Annotated in this window: 14 protein-coding genes and 1 rRNA gene; 4 read left to right on the forward strand and 11 right to left on the reverse strand. The window is 68.0% G+C overall.

Going from position 1 to position 19222, the window contains the following annotated elements; all coding sequences use genetic code 11:
• Positions 1–54: 54 nt before the first annotated feature.
• The 4 genes from AXE84_RS00845 to AXE84_RS00860 all read right to left on the reverse strand — a co-directional run bounded on the left by AXE84_RS00845 (position 55) and on the right by AXE84_RS00860 (position 7120).
• Positions 55–3264, reverse strand: coding sequence for a bifunctional glycosyltransferase/CDP-glycerol:glycerophosphate glycerophosphotransferase (locus AXE84_RS00845; RefSeq protein WP_060956509.1), 3210 nt, complete (start codon positions 3262–3264; stop codon positions 55–57).
• The gene (gene wecC / locus AXE84_RS00850) at positions 3246–4553 is read right to left on the reverse strand and encodes a UDP-N-acetyl-D-mannosamine dehydrogenase (RefSeq protein ID WP_010614797.1); all 1308 of its coding nucleotides are present in this window, start codon (positions 4551–4553) and stop codon (positions 3246–3248) included. The genes AXE84_RS00845 and wecC overlap by 19 nt, the downstream gene beginning before the upstream one ends.
• 75 nt (positions 4554–4628) lie before the next feature.
• Positions 4629–5765 carry an LCP family protein gene (locus tag AXE84_RS00855; RefSeq protein WP_010614796.1) on the reverse strand — a complete coding sequence of 379 codons (1137 nt, stop codon included), beginning with the start codon at positions 5763–5765 and terminating at the stop codon, positions 4629–4631.
• A gap of 179 nt (positions 5766–5944) precedes the next feature.
• On the reverse strand, positions 5945–7120 hold the full coding sequence (locus AXE84_RS00860; RefSeq protein ID WP_010614795.1) for a branched-chain amino acid aminotransferase: 1176 nt from the start codon (positions 7118–7120) through the stop codon (positions 5945–5947).
• A 293-nt stretch (positions 7121–7413) separates the two neighbouring features.
• Here AXE84_RS00860 and AXE84_RS00865 point away from each other — a divergent pair, with 293 nt between their 5' ends.
• Positions 7414–8034 carry a hypothetical protein gene (locus tag AXE84_RS00865; protein ID WP_010614794.1) on the forward strand — a complete coding sequence of 207 codons (621 nt, stop codon included), beginning with the start codon at positions 7414–7416 and terminating at the stop codon, positions 8032–8034.
• Between the two features lie 34 nt (positions 8035–8068).
• Here the strand turns inward: AXE84_RS00865 and AXE84_RS00870 are convergent, their stop codons facing one another.
• Together AXE84_RS00870 and AXE84_RS00875 are read right to left on the reverse strand one after the other, a co-directional pair.
• Positions 8069–8722, reverse strand: a complete 654-nt coding sequence (locus AXE84_RS00870) for a hypothetical protein (RefSeq protein WP_010614793.1) — start codon at positions 8720–8722, stop codon at positions 8069–8071.
• Between the two features lie 67 nt (positions 8723–8789).
• Positions 8790–9857, reverse strand: a complete 1068-nt coding sequence (locus AXE84_RS00875; RefSeq protein ID WP_010614792.1) for a 3-isopropylmalate dehydrogenase — start codon at positions 9855–9857, stop codon at positions 8790–8792.
• Between the two features lie 116 nt (positions 9858–9973).
• Here AXE84_RS00875 and AXE84_RS00880 point away from each other — a divergent pair, with 116 nt between their 5' ends.
• Both AXE84_RS00880 and AXE84_RS00885 read left to right on the forward strand, forming a co-directional pair.
• Positions 9974–10594, forward strand: a complete 621-nt coding sequence (locus AXE84_RS00880) for a TetR/AcrR family transcriptional regulator (protein WP_010614791.1) — start codon at positions 9974–9976, stop codon at positions 10592–10594.
• A complete protein-coding gene (locus AXE84_RS00885; protein WP_060956510.1) occupies positions 10591–11850 on the forward strand; it encodes an MFS transporter in 1260 nt (419 codons plus the stop codon). The genes AXE84_RS00880 and AXE84_RS00885 overlap by 4 nt, the downstream gene beginning before the upstream one ends.
• Positions 11851–11929: 79 nt before the next feature.
• Here the strand turns inward: AXE84_RS00885 and ilvC are convergent, their stop codons facing one another.
• From ilvC to AXE84_RS00900, 3 genes are read right to left on the reverse strand one after another with little or no spacing between them, the layout of a single operon-like run.
• Complete coding sequence (ilvC, locus tag AXE84_RS00890) at positions 11930–12961, reverse strand: ketol-acid reductoisomerase (RefSeq protein WP_004565332.1); 1032 nt, start codon at positions 12959–12961, stop codon at positions 11930–11932.
• 9 nt (positions 12962–12970) lie between these two features.
• Positions 12971–13483 (reverse strand): acetolactate synthase small subunit, encoded by a 513-nt coding sequence (gene ilvN, locus AXE84_RS00895; RefSeq protein ID WP_003784785.1) that lies wholly within the window; start codon positions 13481–13483, stop codon positions 12971–12973.
• A 5-nt stretch (positions 13484–13488) separates the two neighbouring features.
• Entirely contained in the window at positions 13489–15273 is a 1785-nt protein-coding gene (locus AXE84_RS00900) for an acetolactate synthase large subunit (protein ID WP_010614788.1), read from the reverse strand.
• A 311-nt stretch (positions 15274–15584) separates the two neighbouring features.
• On the opposite strand from AXE84_RS00900, the gene AXE84_RS00905 reads away from it, so the two are divergent.
• The gene (locus AXE84_RS00905; protein ID WP_010614787.1) at positions 15585–17372 is read left to right on the forward strand and encodes an aspartate:alanine exchanger family transporter; all 1788 of its coding nucleotides are present in this window, start codon (positions 15585–15587) and stop codon (positions 17370–17372) included.
• Positions 17373–17477: 105 nt separating this feature from the next.
• Here the strand turns inward: AXE84_RS00905 and AXE84_RS00910 are convergent, their stop codons facing one another.
• Positions 17478–18791 carry a threonine/serine ThrE exporter family protein gene (locus AXE84_RS00910; protein WP_010614786.1) on the reverse strand — a complete coding sequence of 438 codons (1314 nt, stop codon included), beginning with the start codon at positions 18789–18791 and terminating at the stop codon, positions 17478–17480.
• Between the two features lie 265 nt (positions 18792–19056).
• Positions 19057–19174, reverse strand: a 5S ribosomal RNA gene (rrf, locus tag AXE84_RS00915).
• Positions 19175–19222: the final 48 nt, after the last annotated feature.

Genomic DNA, 19222 nt, shown 5'->3' on the forward strand with positions numbered 1-19222 from the left:
TTTTCTTTCCAGTTCTTTTGAGAGGCGATGTTCATCCGCCCTTCCGGTCGCTTATCAGCTCAGGAAACGAGTGATCCATCCCCGGATCCACGTGAGGTTGTCCAGGATCGGCACGGGTTCCACCTCCAGTGGGGAGTGGCACCCCTCAGCGACGTCGATGTCGCCGAGGAGCCGCTGCAGGTGGGATGCGAGCTCATCGTGGTCGGCGGCGACCGGCAGCCCCGATCCCAGGGGCCAGTCACCGTACAGGCCCCTTTCGACATCTCGGTAGGAGGCCAGGTCGGGTGCGTAGACCACTGCCGGTTTCCCGGTCAAAGCGAAGTCGAAGAAGATGCTCGAGTAGTCCGAGACCAGGATGTCGGCCGCCAGCATGAGTTCCTCGACACTCGGGTACCCACTGACATCGATCATCCCTGGGACACATCCGGCCCGGTTCATGTGGTGGCTGCGCATGAGGACCACCGCATCGAGGAGCTCAGCCAGACGCGGCCCGTCCAGTGCCCCCACAGGTCCCGGCCCGTGCGCGGCGGCGCAGCCGGCAGCACCCGTCGAGGGCCGCAGGCTCTCGCGCCAGGTCGGGGCGTAGAGAATGACGGGCTGTCCCGGAGCGATACCGAGCTCGTGGCGCACCCGTCGCCGTACTTCAGCGCCTCCGAGCAGCCTCACGTTGCGGGGGTACTCCCCCACCCGAACCGGCCCGCGGTATCCCAGTGCCTGTTGAAGGCGCCGACCGGCCTGCGGGCTCTGGGCCAGCAGCAGGTCCCACTGGGGAACCTGGCGGTCCATGAGTCGCCGGTATCTCAGGGTGACGGCTCTCGGCGCGTCGTGCAACAGCTTCTTGATCGGAGTGCCGTGCCAGGTCTGGAGCAGGTACTGGCCCTCACGCTTGGAGAACCAGGAGGGGAGGTGGTCGTTGGTGACGATGACACGTGAGGTGCGCAGCGCCTCCACCCACTGCGGGGATCCGACGACGACGGGGCGCGCGCCCGCCGGCACGCGAACCGTCCCGTCGACAACCGACCACCACAGGGGCGCTCCCACGCCGTGGGCCGCCAGGTCCTCGCAGATGGCGGCCGGGTTGTCTCCCGCGCTGCGTCCACCGAAGGACTCCAGGAACACTCCCGGTCTCAGGGGGCCCGCCTCGCGCTCGATGAGGAGCCGGTGGCCCCGTCGTGAGCGCTCGCCAGGAGTCAGCGGAGGGATGACAGCAACGGCCACGGAGCCGTCCGTGCGGGTGAGGATCCGCGCGCGGCGCGCCGGGCGCCCGGCATCCGCCCCGGTGACGTCGCTATCGGGTTCCGCCGCGCAGCTAGTGGGCGCCGCGGCGATGGGAACCTCGGTGGCCGGACCGTCGATCCCTTCTCCGGCCAGGCAGGCTCCCTTGATCCGGTTGCCGGGCTCGTCCTGCGATACGGTGCTCCAGCTCAGCGGGTAGGTCGCCAGCTCGACGTCGGGATCAGCCAGATCGATGCTTGCCGACCAGCCGCCGCCAGGGGCCAGGAAGGCCGGCACCGTCATCGCCCGAGCCTCGGCGGCCCTGCCGCCCAGGACGATATCCAGCCCATCCGGGGCCGGCGTCACCGTTCCGCTCAGCTCCAGCGTTGCGTCAGTGTCCAGACGCGCGCAGAGGAGCACGACGTCGATCTCCCCGCCGGGCCGCGCCTCGCTCCCCCGGATCCCGCTCGGCGCCGGGGCGACCTGGAGCAGCCCCCGCTGACCGCGCGCCTCCAGATGCTGCCCGGTCTCCGGCGGCGCCAGGTGCCTCCTGCTGGAGCCGGCCGGTTGCGGCATCCATGCCCGCACCTCTCGCCCGGCAACGCGGGTCACCACCCGGAACCAGGAGGGGCGGCCCGCTTCGACCTGCAGACGCACCACGATCCCCGAGGTGAGGTAGGAGCGCCACGGGTCGCCGGCCTCCAGGTCGGCTCGGGGGGCCTCACAACGATCAGCCTGGGCACGGCCTCGAACTCGTCCGGTCTCATCGACCACCTCGACGGTCGGGCGGTCGATCAGGCCTGGGTCGAGCCCCCAGACCCAGGCGCATCCGCGTACCTCCAGGGTCCTGGGGCCCAGCCAGCGCACCGCGTCGACACCGACATGCAGTCTTAAGTCGGCGTCCCGGATCTCGGTGAGTCGGCGGGGCACCGGGGCCCCTTCCAGGAGAGTAGGCTCGGGGCGCACGGTGCCCGCCTTGATGGTCAGGGGAAGGTGGCCTAAGTCCTCGCAGCGTCTGCCGATCAGCTCCTCGAGCTCCACGGCGCCGGCCGGCTCGTCCTGGATGAGGAGCCACAGCACGAGTCGGTCGAACAGCCCGACCGCCTCCCACACGACGTCGTCGGCATCGGCGAGCACTCTCTTCGCAGTGCGGCGGAGCCTGCTGGCGAAGTCGGACCCCTCCCGGTGCGCGACCTCGGCCAGACGAACCAGGTCCCGGCTCAGGCGTCCGGCGACCAGGCGCCGACGCACCACCTCCGGGGCGTCGGCGGCCAGCTGCGCCAAAGCGTCCACCTCCGCCAGGAGGCCGACGGGATCCGTGTCCGCACTGAGGCCACGGGCCGCAGAGCCTGCGCGCCAGGTGTAGACCTCCTCATCCAGGACGTCCATCCGGGTCGCGGCCAGAAGCACCGCGAGGGCCCTGGCGGGCAGTGACACGGCGGGGGCGCGGAGCACTCGAGGCCGTCTCGGCGGTGCCCACAGCCTTCGGCGCGCCATGACCGCGCCGGCCACCAGCTCCTCAACCGCCTCGGGCACCCGAGCCGGCGGCTGCGCGAGACGAGGCGCGCGGGGAGGTCCCGCCCCCGGCCCGGCCCCGGTTGCCGGTGTCAAGGACCGCGAGCGCGCGACGACGACGTCGGAGCCCGACTGCTCCAGGCACTCAATCATCGACTGGCAGGCACCGGCGACCATCCCATCGCCACCGTCAATGACGGTCACCAGGCCTCCCCTGGCTCGTTTCAGGGCGGTATCCAGCCAGCCATCCGGGCCAGCGCCCCGGTGATCGTCCGGGTCGCAGGACACGACCCGGACGCGCCGGTCCCTGGCGGACAGGCCGGTGGCCACCTGCTCACCGGAGCTCAGCGCATCGGCCCCCGGACCGACGACGACCAGGACCTCCAGGTCCCTGAAGGTCTGGTTGAGTACGGAGCGGATGGTCCCTTCCAGGTGAGGACCGGCCCCCGCTGCTCGGACGATGACGCTGAGTCGGGGCCGGTGCACGCCGCGCACAGCCGCACCGATGAGACGTCTCAGACGCCTGCCGCCCATGTCCTTCTACCCGTCAGCTGGGGCTCTCGGGCGCGCCAGAACCCCGTGGCGTCGATGACGCTGCGCCCCTCGAGCAGGTGCGGATCAAGGTCGGCGAACTCCTGGTGGCCAACCAGCACCGCCACGACATCAGCCTGTTCGACGGCCTGCCGCCACCCGGTCAGCCGCACGTTGTCCCACCGCGCCAAAGACGCCGGGAGCTCCTTGGCGTGCGGCTCGGCCACCAGGACCCGGGCATGGGGCGCAGCGGCGGCCACCTGCTCAGTGATCGCAAGCGCCGGCGACTGGCGCAGGTCATCGACATCGGCCTTGAAGGTCAGGCCGAGTACCGCCACAATCGGCGAGGAGAAGGGCTCCATCGCCTCAAGGATGCGCCCGACGTAGTGGGCCGGCCGGGAGTCATTGACCTGGCGGGCCGTGCGGATGAGCCGGGTCTCCTCCGGAGCGCTGGACACCAGGAACCAGGGGTCCACGGCGATGCAGTGGCCGCCCACGCCGGGGCCCGGCTGCAGAATGCTCACCCGCGGATGGCGGTTGGCCAGGTCGACGAGCTCCCAGACATCCACCCCGACCCGCTCGCAGACCAGGGCCAGCTCGTTGGCGAAGGCGATGTTGAGGTCACGGAAGGAGTTCTCCGTCAGCTTCGTCATCTCGGCGGTGGTGGCGTCGGTCAGGACCAGCTCGCCGGCGCAGAAGGTGGCGTACAGGTCTCTGGCCAGGTGCGAGGCCTCGGGGGTCAGGCCGCCGATGACCCGGGAGTTGGTCACCATCTCCGTCATGATGCGCCCGGGCAGCACGCGTTCGGGGCAGTAGGACAGATGCACCTGGGGCCGTGCGCCACTGCCGTCCGTGGACAGGTCCGGGCGCATCGAGCCGATCGCCTCAGCCAGGGCGCGAGTGGTACCGGGCGGGCAGGTCGACTCCAGGACGATGAGCTCTCCCCCTGTGAGACGAGGGGCGATCTGCCTGGTAGCGGCCTCCACCAGGGACAGATCGGCCGCGTGGTCCGAGCCCATCGACGGGGTCGGCACCGCGATGATGTAGGTCCGTGCCGAGGGCGTCTCCATCTGGGCGCGCAGGCGGCCGGCCTCGACCTGTTCGGCCAGCACGGTGGCCAGCCCCTCCTCGAGGAAGGGAAGCTCTCCACGGTTGACGGCCTCGACACGTTCCCGGATCCGGTCCACCCCGACGACGTCGAGCCCGGCGCGGGCCAAGACCGCTGCCGTGGGCAGGCCGATGTACCCCAGCCCGATGACCGCGACATCGGCTACTTCAGTCGTGTCAGTCATGAGTCTCCATGCATTCGTTCGCGTCCCCGGGGAGCTCCCCGGGGACGCTGCTGCGTGAGCCACGTGTCCGTACCTCTAGTTCACCGTGGCGGGGAGCAGCTCAACGGCGTCGGGGTGCTCGGTGAGGTAGGCGCTCACTCGGTCCTCGGCGAAGGCATTGAACAAGGGGGTGTCCGCGTCGGCGTCGAGCGTGACGATGGACTGCCCATCCGTGGAGGTTCCCGTACCGGCGGTCGGCACGGTCATGAAGGCGATGTCGTTGCTGTGGAGGTGGCGCGTCTCCAGGGCCAGGGACTGCATCTGGTTGAGCGTGAAGGACTCGTCCACGGCGACTGTCCGCGAGGCGGTCTTGAGGAAGGAGTACAGAGCCGTGGGACTGCTCATGGTGCCGTTGGTCAGGACCCTGCTCACGATGGAGCGCATCCAGGTCTGCTGGCGCTTGACGCGGTCGAAGTCCCCGTTGGGCAGGGAGGAGCGCTCGCGGGTGTAGGCCAGGGCCTGCTGCCCGTCGAGCACCTGGGCCCCTGCGCCGAGTTCCTTGCCGGCGAGTGTCTGAGGCGTCTTGAGGTTGATGCGCACCCCACCGATCTCGTCGGTCAGGGCGACGAAGGACTCGAAGTTCGCCACCGCGAAGTGGTCGATGTGGATGCCGGTGAGGTTCTCCACGGTGTGGATCGTCAGCGAGGGCCCCCCGTAGGAGTAGGCGGCGTTGATCTTCCCCTGGCCGTGACCGGGGATCTCCACCCATGAGTCACGGGGGATCGACATGACTGAGACCGTCTTCCGGTCTCCGCTGACCTGAACGATCATGATCGCGTCCGTGCGCTGGGCCCCCTCCTTCCACTGGGAGGGGTCGGAGGCGGAGGTGCGCGAGTCGGTCCCCAGGACCAGGATGTTGACAGCCGGTTCCTCGCCCGCGGCCACCTTCTGCTGCGGGGCCCGTGCGGGAATGCCCGCGAAGGGATCGGCGATGAACTCGATGCCGGAGGCGATGGAGTGTCGCACCCACAGGGCCAGGCCTCCTGTGGCCAGGGTCAGAACCAGGAAGATCGCCAGGACACTGAGAAGGGCAATCCTCCATCCTCGTCCGGGACGGCGCAGGACGCTGCCTGCACCGCGCGCCGAGGTCGTGTCGGCCCCTGACGAGGCGGCTTCAGCATCGCCCTTTTCAATCGGACTGCTTCCGGGTTCTGGTAGGAGGGACTGAGTCATGGGCTAATGGCACCACATATTTCTCGAGCGTTTTGCCCGGAATCCCCTTGTTTTAGGAATTCCGGGCAAAATGCTCATGAAATGAGATGCAACTGAGACCGCCGCAATCTCATTGTCACCATTTCATGTCACACAAACAATATCTTTCTGGACGTTCAGAAGGAATATCGTCGGTGGTTTTATGAACGAGGAGGCACGAGCTGATACATCCACCCGTAGGGATCCTCGGCGCGGCCGGTCTGAATGGCGGTGAGCCGGTCGTGAATCTGCCGGGTGACCTCGCTGCCCTCGATGCGGGCGTCGAAGCCCTCGCCCTTGAGATGCCCCAGAGGCACGACGACGGCGGCGGTTCCACAGGCAAAGACCTCACTGACCCGGCCCGACTCGATGTCTGCGAGCAGTCCCTGAAGGCTGATGGTCTCCTCCACGACATTCCGCCCGGAGTCGCGCAGTAGGCGGATGATGGCGCTGCGGGTGCAGCCCTCGAGGATCGTCCCGGTCAGGCGCGGTGTGCGCACGGTCCCGTCGGCGTCGACGACCATGAGGTTCATGCCGCCGAGCTCCTCGATGTTCTTCTGCGAGACGTCGTCGAGGAAGCAGACCTGGTCGCAGCCCTGCGCGTAGGCCTCCTGCTGAGGAAGCAGGGAGGAGGCGTAGTTGCCTCCGGTCTTGGCCGCCCCAGTCCCTCCGCGTCCGGCGCGGTGGTACTCGGTGGTCACCCAGATGGAGACGGGCTCCAAGCCGTGAGGGAAGTAGGAGCCGGCGGGAGAGGCGATGACGTAGTAGTCCACCACAGCGGCGGGGCGCACGCCCAGGAAGGCCTCGGAGGCGAAGGCGAAGGGGCGCAGGTAGAGGGACTCACCCTCACCTGAGGGCACCCAGGCGGCGTCGGCGCGCACCAGATCCACCAGGGAGGCCACGAAGTCCTCCTCCGCCAGCTCGGGCAGAGCCATGCGCCGGGCGGAGGCGTTGAGGCGCGCCGCGTTGTAGCGGGGGCGGAAGGTCCACACCGATCCGTCCTCGTGCCGGTAGGCCTTGATGCCCTCGAAGACCTCCTGGCCGTAGTGGAGCACAGCGGCGGCCGGGGACAGGCTGAGGCTGCCGTAGGGAATGACGCCGTAGTCGCCCCACCCCTCACCCTGCCTCCAACGGGCGTGAGCCATGTGGTCGGTGAAGGCGTTACCGAAGTGGAGGCTCGCCAGGACCGCTTCCCGTTCGTCGTCAGCGACGGGAGAGGGATTGGCGGTCAGGGGGAATCGACCGGCGAGCGCATCGGCCTGCGGGACGGGGACCTCGGCGGCGCGAGCCAAGGAGGTGGATGCGAAGTCGGTTGAGGTGGCGTCTGTCTCGGGCATAGGTCCACCCTACCGCCAAGGCCACAACTCGGACACGACCTTCCCATATGCTGGCCGGCAGGCAGGCTCGGAGATAGGTTCCGGCCATGAGTTCCGTTCATCGCCCCTCGGTCAGCGCTCATCGGCCGGGCCCTCGAGCCCGGTTCGCCCGGGGTGTGGTGGCCGGCACCGCCCTCCTGACTGGGGTGAGCGGATGTGCACAGGTGGATTTGGATCAGCTCTCCGGGTCGGTGTCAGGGCCTGCCTCCCCTTCCGCGGCACCGCATTCCTCGACGGCTCCGCCCCGGATGGTGATGCCCACCGCGCTGCCGACCGCCCAGGCCACGGCCGCGGCCGCGCTCACGGTCAGCTTCACGGACCTTCCCGGCTACACCGCCTCCACCGCACCCCCGACCTCCACGAGCACCCCGCACGGGAGCACCACCTCTAACGGGCCCGCGACGGCGTCAACCCCGGAGGCATCCTGGTCGCGCTCCTACGCCTCGACCTCCTCCGGATGCCAGGTGAGCGCCGAGGTGACCAGCGCAGCGGCGCTGCTCGTCTCCGGCGGCGATGATCGCGCCCTGTCCGAGCACTGGTCCGCCTCTTTGGCGGGGACCTACCCGGACTACCGGCAAACCGGTCGAGAGGAGCTCACGGCGACAAACCGCTCAGCACCCTATGCCGGTATCGCCACCGTCTTCAGCGCCAGCCTCCGTGGTTCCCGGGTCGCGGGGAGGGCCTTCGTGCGGGTGTGGTCGGCCGACGGCGCAGCCGTGTCAGTGACCCAGGTCTGTCAGCAGGGGGTCTTCGACGAGGCGGCGTGGGACACCGTCCTTCGCAGCGTCGCCGTGGACGGCCTGTCGGGTCAGTCCCGCTGGCCAACGAAGGCGGCACCCGGGTCTGAGACGCCGGCTGCCTCCGCCACCGGATGACCCCGTCTCATCACGACCTCTGAGGCTGCTCCCCTCAAGAGGACGATCCCTGGGCCGGTTCAGCGGAGTCTTGGGGGGCCGATGGCTCGCTATCGGACGGGGTGCCGACCTGGGCGGGAGACTCGGGCTCCCCCTCCCCCGGCCGGTCTGCCTCTGCGGACTCGCCGTCCCCTCCCCTGCCAGGAACTCCTGTCGAGCTCTCCTCCCCGGGCGCAGCCGCCCGGTCCTGAGACGAGCGCCGGGAGGAGACCGCGGACTCGGCCGCAGCCACGGCGTCACGAAGGTTCGTGAGCGCCGTCGTGATCGCCTCGACGTCGTCGCCCTGCATCGCCTGGTCGAGCACCGACCTCGCAACCTCAAGGCCGGCGGACTCGGCCTGACTCAGGTCACTCGCCACCGCTGCGGCCCTGGTGGCCAGCGTCGCGGCCTCCACAGCGGCGTCGCTCCGGATCCGGGAGAGCGACAGGGCCCCCGTGATGGCGGAGCGTTGATCCGCTGCCGCCACCGCGGTCGCCTGGAAAGCATGTCCCCGCGATCGGGTGGCGCGTGAGTCCGCCTCGGCCAGGAAGGCGGACATCTCAGAGTCGGTCAGTGGGGCGTCGGTCAGGACGTCGCACCCACACAGACCGGTGAGACCGGCGAGCAGGAGGCAGACGGCTGTCCGACGTCGGGGACCGAGTAGCGACATACTCGGAATGTAACGGCCCGCTCGCGTACTGCGATCACGCTCCGGACACGAAGAGGGCCGTAGGGTCTCAAAGCGATGACGTATCGACCCCGGCCGTCACCGCCTCGGCGATGGCGTCACCGATCTGGCTGGTGGAGCGCTGGGCGCCGCCGCGCCGAGTGGCCATGTCCGCAGTGACTCCGGCCTCGACCTTCGCCGCGACTTCGGGCAGCCCGAGGTGGTCGAGCATGAGGGCCACCGCGCTGATCGTGGCGGTCGGGTCCGCCTTGCCCTGACCGGCGATGTCCGGGGCCGAGCCGTGGACGGGCTCGAACATGGAGGGGAAGGCCCTCTCGGGATTGATGTTGCCCGAGGCCGACAGGCCGATGCCGCCGGTGACGGCGCCGGCCTCATCGGTGAGGATGTCTCCGAAGAGGTTGTCGGTGACGATGACGTCGAAGCGGCCGGGGTCGGTCACCATGTAGATGGTGGCGGCGTCCACGTGGCAGTAGTCGACGGCGACCTCGGGGTACTCGGTGCCGACGGCCTCCACGGTGCGCCGCCACAGGTCGCCGGCGTGGACGAGCACGTTGTGCTTGTGGACGAGGGTGAGGTGCTTCGCCGCCCTGGCCTGGGCCTTGGCGAAGGCGTAGCGGACCAGGCGCTCCACCCCGTAGGCCGTGTTGACGCTGACCTCGGTGGCGATCTCGTGCGCCGTGCCCTGGCGCACGACGCCGCCATTACCGCAGTAGAGGCCCTCGGTGCCCTCGCGCACCACGACGAAGTCGATGTCGCCGGGATCGGCCAACGGCGTCGGCACGCCCGGGTAGTACACCGAGGGACGCAGGTTGACGTAGTGGTCCAAGGCGAAGCGCAGGCGCAGGAGCAGACCGCGCTCGAGCACGCCGGAGGGGACGGAGGGATCGCCGACGGCTCCCAGCAGAATGGCGTCATGGGCCTTGATGGCCTCGAGATCCTCATCGGTGAGGGTCTGGCCGGTGCGGTGCCAGCGCTCGGCCCCCAGGTCGAAGGTGGTGGGACGGACCGTGACCCCGGTTCCCTCCAGCGCTCGCTCGAGGACCTTGAGCCCTTCGGGGACGACCTCCTTACCGATGCCGTCACCCGGGATTACTGCCAGCTTGATGGTCTGCGTCATGGGGCCACCTTAGGGCAGGATCAGGATGCGAGACAAAGAGTCCGCATGACGGAAGTGCGCACTCGCGTCTCGACCGTCGGTCGGTTAGTCTGTTTCCGACACACCAAGGAGGAGCCATGCCGCGCATCCACCGCCCCGCCGCGCAACGCCGCGAGGAGATTCTCGACGCCGCCCACACCCTGTTCACCACCAAGGGCTTTCAACCCACGACCATGGAGGACATCCTGAGGATCGTGGGCATCGCCAAGGGGACGCTCTACTACCACTTCCCCAGCAAGGAGCAGATCCTCAAGGCCCTGGTCCTGCGCATCGTCCACCAGGTCGAGCAGCAGGCCCGCGAGATCGCCACCTCATCGGCCCCGGCGGCCGACAAGCTCGCAGCGATCATGAGCGCGATGAGGCTGGTGGACACCGAGACCGACCTCGTCGACCAGTTCCACGCGCCGGGCAACGCGGAGTTCCACCTGCTGTCCATCACGGCAATGATCGAGCACCTCACCCCGGTCCTGGCCGAGGTGATCACCCAGGGGGTGGCCGAGGGGACCTTCACCACCGAGCGTCCCCATGACGTCATCGAGCTGCTGCTGAGCGCCTCGGGCATCCTCCTGGACCAGGACATCATGAAGCCCAGCCCTGCTGAGCTCGCCCGCCGCCAAGAGACCCTCATCTGGGCCAGTGAGACCCTCCTGGGTGCCGAGCCCGGCAGCCTCGGCTTCCTGACGAAGGCGGAGCCATGAAGCACGTCGGACTGCTGGTCCTGGGCTCCTTCATCAACTCGCTGGGAACGGGCCTGAGCGCCTTCGGCCTGGCCGTCGTCGTGCTGCGCGTCTACGGGACGGCATCCTCAGTGGCAGCCGTCCAGATGAGCGCCTTCGCCCCCATTGTTCTTCTGGCACCCCTGGCCGGGGTCCTCGCAGACCGCTACGACCGCCGCCTGATGATGATGATCGGTGACGCCGGCTCGATTCTCGGGCTGGGCGTCATCCTGACGGCCCTATCCTCGCCCCGGCCCTCCTTGGGCTGGATCTGCGCAGGAGCCGTCACCTCCTCCTGCCTGGCGGCCCTGACCGAGCCGGCGCTGCGGGCCAGCGTCACCGACCTGGTGACCGAGGAGGACTACGTGCGCTCCTCCGGTCTGCTCCAGCTCGCCTCCGCTGCCAAGTACCTGCTGGCGCCGGCCGCGGCGGGGTTCCTCATGCCTCTTGTCGGCCCCCGGGGTCTCGTGCTGCTGGACGCCAGCACCTGCCTGGTCACCGTGGCGTGCACCATGACAGTGCGCCAGGCTCTGGCAGCAGGTGCCTCGCGGCGCGCAGTGTCCCAGCCCGGTGACGACCGCGACGTCATAGCGGGCTGGAGGACCATCATTGCCTCCCCCGGTCTGCGTACCCTCGTGACTCTCATGATGCTGGCGACCCTCTCCATCGGAGTCATCCAGGTTCTCATCAAGCCGATTCTCCTGCCCACCGTGAGCACCGCCGAGATGGGGGTGGTCGAGACGGTGGCCGCCACCGGCATGCTCGTGGGCGCGGCCCTGGTCACGGCCTGGAAGAGCGCCCAGCCCACGACACTGCTTGCCGCAGGGCTGGCCGGAACCGGCGCCGCCATGGCGCTGGTCCCCCTGGGGCCGGGCGCCTGGTGGGTGGCCGCCTGCGGCTTCCTCACCTTCGCCTGCCTGCCCCTGTCCCAGGCGGGTGCGGAGGTCCTGGTGCGCACGCAGGTCGACAACACTCGGCAGGCACGCACCTGGGGCACGATCAGCCTGGTCACCCAGATGGGCTACCTGGTGGCCTACCTGTGCTCCGGGGCACTGGTGGACCATGTGCTCCAGCCCCTGCTAGAGCCCGGACGGTCGCTGTCCACCAGTGTGGGAGCCGTCGTCGGCATCGGCCCGGGACGCGGCGCCGCCCTGCTCGTGGGCCTCATGGGCGCGGTCATGGCCCTGGTGGCTCTCACCGTTCGCCTCCAGCGACGCCGGCTCGCCTCACCCCAGTAGTGCCGTCGCACGACGTGGGCGGTGCCCCGATGACGTCAGGCCATCGGGGCACCGCCCGTTGTCAACGGATCACAAGTCCTCAGCGGGCCACGGAGCCCTCGGTGTAGTCCTTGTCGACGTCGGCGCGCCAGGCGAACATCGAACGCACCTCGCGGCCGGTGGCCTCGATGGGGTGCGCCTCACCCTCGGCCCGGAGCTTCTTGAACTCCGGAGCGCCGGCGGCCTGGTCGTCCATGAAGCGCTTGGCGAAGGTGCCGTCCTGGATGTCGGACAGGACCTCCTTCATGTGCTCCTTGACCTCGGGGGTGATGACGCGCGGGCCGGAGACGTAGTCGCCGTACTCAGCGGTGTCGGAGCAGGACCAGCGCTGCTTGGAGATACCGCCCTCGTTGATGAGGTCCACGATGAGCTTCATCTCGTGGCAGACCTCGAAGTAGGCCATCTCGGGCTGGTAGCCGGCCTCGACCAGGGTCTCGAAGCCGTACTGGATGAGCTTGGAGACGCCACCGCACAGGACCGACTGCTCACCGAAGAGGTCGGTCTCGGTCTCCTCGCGGAAGGTGGTCTTGATGGCGCCGGCGCGGGTACCGCCGATGGCCTTGGCGTAGGACAGGACGAGGTCCCAGGCGGTGCCGGAGGCGTCCTGCTCCACGCAGACGAGCACGGGCACGCCTCGGCCGGACTCGAACTCGCGGCGCACGGTGTGGCCGGGCCCCTTGGGGGCCACCATGACGACGTCAATGTCCGCCGACGGCTTGATGTAGCCGAAGTGGATGTTGAAGCCGTGGGAGAACAGGAGGGCGGAGCCGGCCTTGATGTTCGGCTCGATCTCCTCGCGGTAGAGGGTGGCCTGCACCTGGTCGGGGGCCAGGACGGTGACGACGTCGGCCCAGGCCACGGCCTCGGCGATCGGCTTGACGGGCAGGCCCGCCTCCTCAGCCTTAGCCACAGAGGCCGAGCCCTCGCGCAGGCCGACAACGACCTCCACACCGGAGTCGCGCAGGTTCAGAGCGTGAGCGTGCCCCTGGGAACCGTAGCCGATGACGGCGACCTTCTTGGACTGGATGACGGACAGGTCGGCGTCGTCGTCGTAGAACTTCTCAGCTGCCATGATTGCTTCTCACTTCTCCTTGAGTTGATCGGTGATGGATCGTGGGCCGCGCGTGATCGCCACGGCACCGGACTGGACAATCTCTTTGACACCGTACGGCTGGAGAGCCGTCAGTAGAGCCTTGACCTTGGATTCTGAGCCGATGGTCTCAATGACCACCGACGTGGGGGCGACGTCCACGACGTGGGCGCGGAACAGGTCGACGACCTGGAGCACCGCCGTGCGATTGGCGTCATCGGCGTGCACCTTGATGAGGTAGAGCTCGCGCTCGACCGAGGTGTCGGGGTCGAGCTCGACGATCTTGAGGACGTTGACCAGCTTGTTGAGCTGCTTGGTGACCTGTTCCATGGCCAGTCCCTCGGCGTCCGCGATCACCGTGATGCGCGAGATGTCCTCGTGCTCGGTGGGCCCCACGGCCAGGGAGTGGATGTTGAAGCCCCGGCGCGTGAACAGCGCCGAGACCCGGGTCAGGACGCCGGGCTTGTTCTCCACCAGGACGGACAGGGTGTGCTTCTCGCTCACGGCGCTCACTCCTCTTCCCACACCGGGCTCATGCCGCGGGCGTGCTGGATCTCGTCGTTGGATACCCCGGCCGCGACCATGGGCCACACCTGGGCGTCCGCGGAGACGATGAAGTCGACGACGACGGGGCGGTCGTTGATGGCATTGGCCTGGGCGATGACGTCGTCCAGGTCCTCCAGGCGCTCACACCGCAGCCCAACGGCCCCGTAGGCCTCGGCCATCTTGACGAAGTCGGGGACGCGCACCGTTCCGGCGCCGGTATGCAGATCAGTGTTGGAGTAGCGCTGCCCGTAGAACAGCGTCTGCCACTGCCGCACCATCCCCAGCGAGGAGTTGTTGATGATGGCGACCTTGATGGGGATGTTGTTGAGGGTGCAGGTGGCCAGCTCCTGGTTGGTCATCTGGAAGCACCCGTCTCCGTCGATGAGCCACACCGGCCGGTCGGGGCAGGCCTCCTTGGCACCCATGGCGGCGGGCAGGCCGTAGCCCATGGTGCCGGCGCCGGCCGAGGTGAGCCAGGTGTGCGGACGGCGGAAGGTGAGGTAGTGGGCCGACCACATCTGGTGCTGGCCCACGCCCGTGACCCAGATGGTGTCCTCGGAGGCCGCCCGATCAAGATGGGTGATGACCTCCTGAGGCTGAAGCAGTCCGTCGTCGGTGTCGGTCCAACCCGTAGGGTAGGTGGCCTGGATGCGCTCGATCTCACGGCGCCACGGGGCGATGTCCACCCGCCCCTCAGCGGCGACGTGGTCGCGGAACTCAGCGCTCAGGGCGGGGACGACGTCGGCCAGGTCCCCGACGATCGGGACGTCGGCGGTGCGGATCTTGGAGATCTCGGCGGGGTCGACGTCGACGTGGATCACCGAGGCCTTGGTGGCGAAGGTGTCCGGCTTGCCGGTGACCCGGTCATCGAAGCGGGCTCCCAGGCAGACGACGACGTCGGCCCGCTGCAAGGCCCCGACGGCGGCCACAGTACCGTGCATTCCGGGCATCCCCAGGTTGAGCGGGTGCTCGCTGGGCATGACGTCCAGGGCGGTCAGGGTGGTGACGAAGGGCGCTCCAATGAGCTCGATGAGCTCCGTCAGATCCTCGGTGGGAACCTGCGCCCGGTTCAGGCCACCGCCCAGGTAGAGGACGGGTCGCTCGGCAGCGGAGATCACCTCGGCGGCCTGGGCCAGGCGCCGCTGATTGGGCTTACCCGGCAGGCGGTAGCCGGGAAGGTCACGGGCCGGGGGCCACACGAACTCGGTGGGTCCCTCCTGGGCATCCTTGGAGATGTCGATGAGGACCGGGCCGGGGCGTCCGGTGGAGGCAATGTGGAAGGCCTCAGCCACGCACGGGACGATGTCCTCGGCGCGAGTGATGAGGAAGGAGTGCTTGACGAAGGGCATCGTGGCCCCGACGATGTCGGCCTCCTGGAAGGCGTCCGTCCCGATTCCGCGGCTTCCGACCTGCCCGGTGATGGCCAGCATGGGCACGGAGTCCATGTGGGCGTCACCGATGGGTGTGATGAGGTTGGTGGCGCCGGGGCCAGAGGTGGCCACGCACACCCCGGGGCGACCGGTGACCATGGCGTATCCCTCGGCGGCATGACCAGCGCCCTGCTCGTGGCGCACCAGGACGTGACGGATCTTCGTCGAGGCGAGCAGGGGGTCGTAGAAGGGCAGGATGGCGCCGCCCGGCATCCCGAAGATGTCTGTGACGCCTAGCTCCTCCAGCGCGCGCACCAGAGCCTGGGCGCCTGTCATGACCTGGTGGTCCTGACGTGCGGGAGCGTCTTCGCGTGTCATCGCTCGCTCTCCTTCTCCGTGCCTACTGACCGGCGACCTGCCGGGTAATGAACGTTAGATCAGTCTCCGCACAGAGTCATAATGAGACGGCGGCAATCTCACATCGTGGAATCACGGACCAGGTGGCATGTTAGCGGCATGGCGGCTCGCCGCGCGAGAGGCCCTGTCCGCTCCCCCGTGGAATCACGGACCTTGGTACGTCATCGACGCCGACGGAGATGACACAATGCTCCTGTTACTCCTGACAAACTGTCCGCTGCGTCACTTTCAGCTTCAGCGGCGACACGGAAGGCGGCACTAGCGACGTGGCTATGGTCCTGGACTACCTGTTGGACAACCCGGTTGTCATCGTCCTGCTCATGGTTGGCTCCGGGATGCTGCTCTGGCGCGCCAGGCGCGGGAGCATACGCATCCCGGCAGCGGCCCTTCTGGTCTGCAGCACCGCACTGCTGATCTGGAAGGTGGCGCACGCCAATGTCCTCCACCATCTGGCCGGCAACGCGGTTCTCGTCCTATTCCTCCTGGTCGGCGCCGGGATGCTGCTCGGGCACATCAAGATCAAGGGCGTGAGCCTGGGCGCAGCGGCCGTCCTGTTCAGCGGCATCGCGCTGGCGGCGTGGGGAGCGTCAGCCTCCACCCCGATTGAGGTTCCCAAGGAGCTGGGAACCCTGGGGCTGGCGATCTTCACCTTCGCCATCGGCATCCAGTCCGGGCCGAACTTCTTCCACGTCATCCGAACCGCCGGTGGGCCGCTGGCGCTCCTCCTGGGCATTCTGGGCGTGGCAACCCTGGCAGCCGTGGGCGTGGGACGTCTCCTCGGGCTCAAGGCGGCGATGATCGCGGGAGCCTTCGCCGGCGCCGTCACGAACACGCCCGCCCTGGCCGCAGCCGGTAACGCCGCCGCCATGGCCGGAGACAAGGCGGGACCGGGTGACGCCACCGTCGCCTATGCCGTCACCTACCTCTACGGTGTCATCGGCATGCTGTTCTTCTGTCTGCTGGCGCTGCGCTACCGGCGCAGCGACAAGGACACTCCCTCCCCTCTCATCAACCGCACCATCCGGGTGGAGCGCGAGGACGGCCCGCTCCTGGGCAACATCGTTGAGACCATCTCGGGACAGCTGCGCTTCTCTCGTCTGCGCCGGGGTGAGAAGGGGCCGATCACCCGGCCGAAGAATGACGACCGGCTGTACAAGGACGACCTCATCACCGTCGTCGGCACCCAGGACGCCGTCAACCAGGCGATCAAGGCGGTGGGCCACGGCTCCTCGCACTCACTCATTGAGGACCGCAAGTATCTCGACTTCCGCCGGATCACAGTCTCGGACCCGAAGCTGGCCGGCCGTACCATCGGTGAGCTGGATATCGACAGCCGTTTCGGGGCAACGATCTCGCGGGTACGCCGCGGCGACGTCGACATGGTGGGCACCCCGGACCTGGTGCTGCAGCAGGGAGACCGGGTGCGCGTCGTGGGCCCGACCGGGCGCATGAAGGATATTTCCACGTACTTCGGCGACTCCTCGCGCGGCCTGTCCTCTATCAACCCGGTGGCGCTGGGCCTGGGGATGGCACTGGGCATCGTCATCGGTGAGTGGAAGTTCCTCACGCCTACCGGAGCGACCTTCTCCATCGGATCGGCTGCCGGAACACTGCTGATCGGACTCATCTTCGGACGCATTGGCCGCATCGGGAAGTTCGTGACCGCCATGCCCTTCACTGCCACGGCGGTGCTGTCGGAGTTCGGGCTCCTGGTCTTCCTGGCCCAGGCGGGTACGAAGGCCGGTGGGGAGATCGCGCATGCCTTCACCGGTGGTGACTGGTGGAGGATCTTCGTCACCGGTTTCGTCGTCACCACCATCGTCGGACTGGGGATTTACGTCTCCATGCGCTGGATCGTCAAGATGGGTGGGACTCGCCTGTCAGGCCTCATCGGTGGCGCCCAGACCCAGCCGGCGATTCTGGCCTTCGCCAACGAGCGCACCGGCGCCGACCCGCGGGTGGCGCTGGGGTACGCGATGGTCTATCCGGTGGCGATGATCGTCAAGATCTTCATTGCGCAGGTCCTCGGCGGAATTGCGCAGGTCCTCGGCGGACTGTGACCCGCTCCCCTGAGCCTCATGGGTCCCGCATCATCAATGGTGGCCCGTCGCTGCATGTCAGCGGCGGGCCACCATCAGTAGTCACAGGCGAGCACAGGCCGAGGGTCAGTCCTCCAGAGGCTGCTCCACGGCCTCGACGTGTGTGCGAGGCAGCGTGATGTGCCCGGAGGTGGCAACGTCGTGGCGCCAGTTATGGTCGGTGATGATACGCGCCAAGGCCAAACCGACACCGATAGCGGTGATGACGAAGAAGACCTCAGCCAGGTTCGTGGCCGCCTCGCCGACGTCGACGCCGAGCTTATCCACGGAGAGCGTGTTGAGCGCGGAGATGGCTCGGTAGAAGGGGACTCCGGGGATCATGATGACGACGGCGGGAACGGACAGAGCCACCCGGGACAGGGAGGCGCGGGAGACGAAGAGTTGGGCGAGCAAGCCGATCGTGACTGCGGCCAGTCCCACTGCGAGCTGCCATGGCACGTGGAAGACGTCAATGAGAAGCAGTCTGCCGGTATTGGCCAGAGCCCCGACCACTGCAGCCAGCATGCTGGCCTTCACGCCTGCGTTGAACAGCATGGCGAATCCGTAGGCGGCGATGAAGGAGCAGAAGCAGCGCAGAACGTAGAGGAGAGGACCGTCGAGCGTGCTGCCGCTGGCCGCGGCAACATCCCAGCGGAAGATGAAGGTCACGGTCCACACGGCGACGCCGGCCGCAGCCATGACCATGAGCACGTAGGCGCTGCGTGACAGGGCCGAGGAGAAGTCCTGTCGGAACAGGTCGAGCATGGCGGTGACCATGGGGAAACCAGGGATGAGGAAGAGGATCGCCGAGATGATGCCGCCCTGGTGGTTTCCCGCCACCACGCCAGTGGCGTTCAGGGCTGTCACGATGCCCATGTAGGTGCCGGAGGCGGCGACTCCGCAGACGAGCCAGGTGAAGAAGTGCTGATAGTGGCGCTCCAGCATTTGCCGGCGAATGAACTGTCCGAGGAAGGCCGCGACGAGGACCGTCAGACACTCCACCCAACCGCCCTTGTTGAGGAAGCAGAATCCGGCACAGGCCACACCCGAGGCTGCCGCGTTGGTGAAGGCGTTGTAGCGCGCATGCATCTTCTCGACCTGTTGAAGCCTGGCCTCGAGGTGCTCGACGGTCTCATGTGCTCGCAGGTCGTGGACGATGCGGCGCAGTGCCTCTAAGCGACCGACGTTGACGCCGACCCGACGCACTTCGCAGGCCTCGGTACGGAAACGGTTGCCGACGTAGGAGGAGGTGACGATCTCGGTCATCGTCACGGTCGCCTCGTGGCGGTCGAGCCCAACAGCCGAGGCGGCTCTGGCCATGGAGGACTTGATGCGGTAGGAGCCGGCACCGGCGGCGAGCATGAGTCGCCCCAGGTGCAGCACGACGTCGGACTGTTGCATGAGCCGATCGGCATCGAGACTCGGTTCGTGGCCGTTGCCCGATGGAGTGGTAGGGAGGTCGCTATGAGTCACAGAGACAATGGTGCACCGTTTCGTGCCTCGATGTCAGATCGGGTGTGGATGCGGCTGGTTCGGGCATGGCTCCGTGCCGTGCATTGGTGTTGTGTGCTGGTGGTTGCTAGTGGGTGGCGAATCCACAGTGTCCCGGCAATGGGTTCAGCCCCCGGCGCTCCTTGCGGAGCCGGGGGCTGGACCGGTGGTTTGTGCTCGGTGGTGTCCTACTCTCCCGCACCCTGGCGGGTGCAGTACCATCGGCGCTGTCAGGCTTAGCTTCCGGGTTCGGGATGGATACCGGGCGTTTCCCTGTCGCTGTGACCACCGAGACGACTACGTGGGCAGTGCGTCAGTGTGTTCTTGTGATTCTGTTATCG

Origin of the sequence: Actinomyces oris (assembly GCF_001553935.1) — a bacterium.
GTDB lineage: Bacteria > Actinomycetota > Actinomycetes > Actinomycetales > Actinomycetaceae > Actinomyces > Actinomyces oris_A.

Excerpts from the sequence above, each read along its gene's own strand:
- AXE84_RS00845 (WP_060956509.1), bottom strand. The coding sequence starts at position 3,264 with ATGGGCGGCAGGCGTCTGAGACGTCTCATCGGTGCGGCTGTGCGCGGC.
- wecC (WP_010614797.1), bottom strand. The coding sequence starts at position 4,553 with ATGACTGACACGACTGAAGTAGCCGATGTCGCGGTCATCGGGCTGGGG.
- AXE84_RS00855 (WP_010614796.1), bottom strand. The coding sequence starts at position 5,765 with ATGACTCAGTCCCTCCTACCAGAACCCGGAAGCAGTCCGATTGAAAAG.
- AXE84_RS00860 (WP_010614795.1), bottom strand. The coding sequence starts at position 7,120 with ATGCCCGAGACAGACGCCACCTCAACCGACTTCGCATCCACCTCCTTG.
- AXE84_RS00865 (WP_010614794.1), top strand. The coding sequence starts at position 7,414 with ATGCCCACCGCGCTGCCGACCGCCCAGGCCACGGCCGCGGCCGCGCTC.
- AXE84_RS00870 (WP_010614793.1), bottom strand. The coding sequence starts at position 8,722 with ATGTCGCTACTCGGTCCCCGACGTCGGACAGCCGTCTGCCTCCTGCTC.
- AXE84_RS00875 (WP_010614792.1), bottom strand. The coding sequence starts at position 9,857 with ATGACGCAGACCATCAAGCTGGCAGTAATCCCGGGTGACGGCATCGGT.
- AXE84_RS00880 (WP_010614791.1), top strand. The coding sequence starts at position 9,974 with ATGCCGCGCATCCACCGCCCCGCCGCGCAACGCCGCGAGGAGATTCTC.
- AXE84_RS00885 (WP_060956510.1), top strand. The coding sequence starts at position 10,591 with ATGAAGCACGTCGGACTGCTGGTCCTGGGCTCCTTCATCAACTCGCTG.
- ilvC (WP_004565332.1), bottom strand. The coding sequence starts at position 12,961 with ATGGCAGCTGAGAAGTTCTACGACGACGACGCCGACCTGTCCGTCATC.
- AXE84_RS00900 (WP_010614788.1), bottom strand. The coding sequence starts at position 15,273 with ATGACACGCGAAGACGCTCCCGCACGTCAGGACCACCAGGTCATGACA.
- AXE84_RS00905 (WP_010614787.1), top strand. The coding sequence starts at position 15,585 with ATGGTCCTGGACTACCTGTTGGACAACCCGGTTGTCATCGTCCTGCTC.
- AXE84_RS00910 (WP_010614786.1), bottom strand. The coding sequence starts at position 18,791 with ATGCAACAGTCCGACGTCGTGCTGCACCTGGGGCGACTCATGCTCGCC.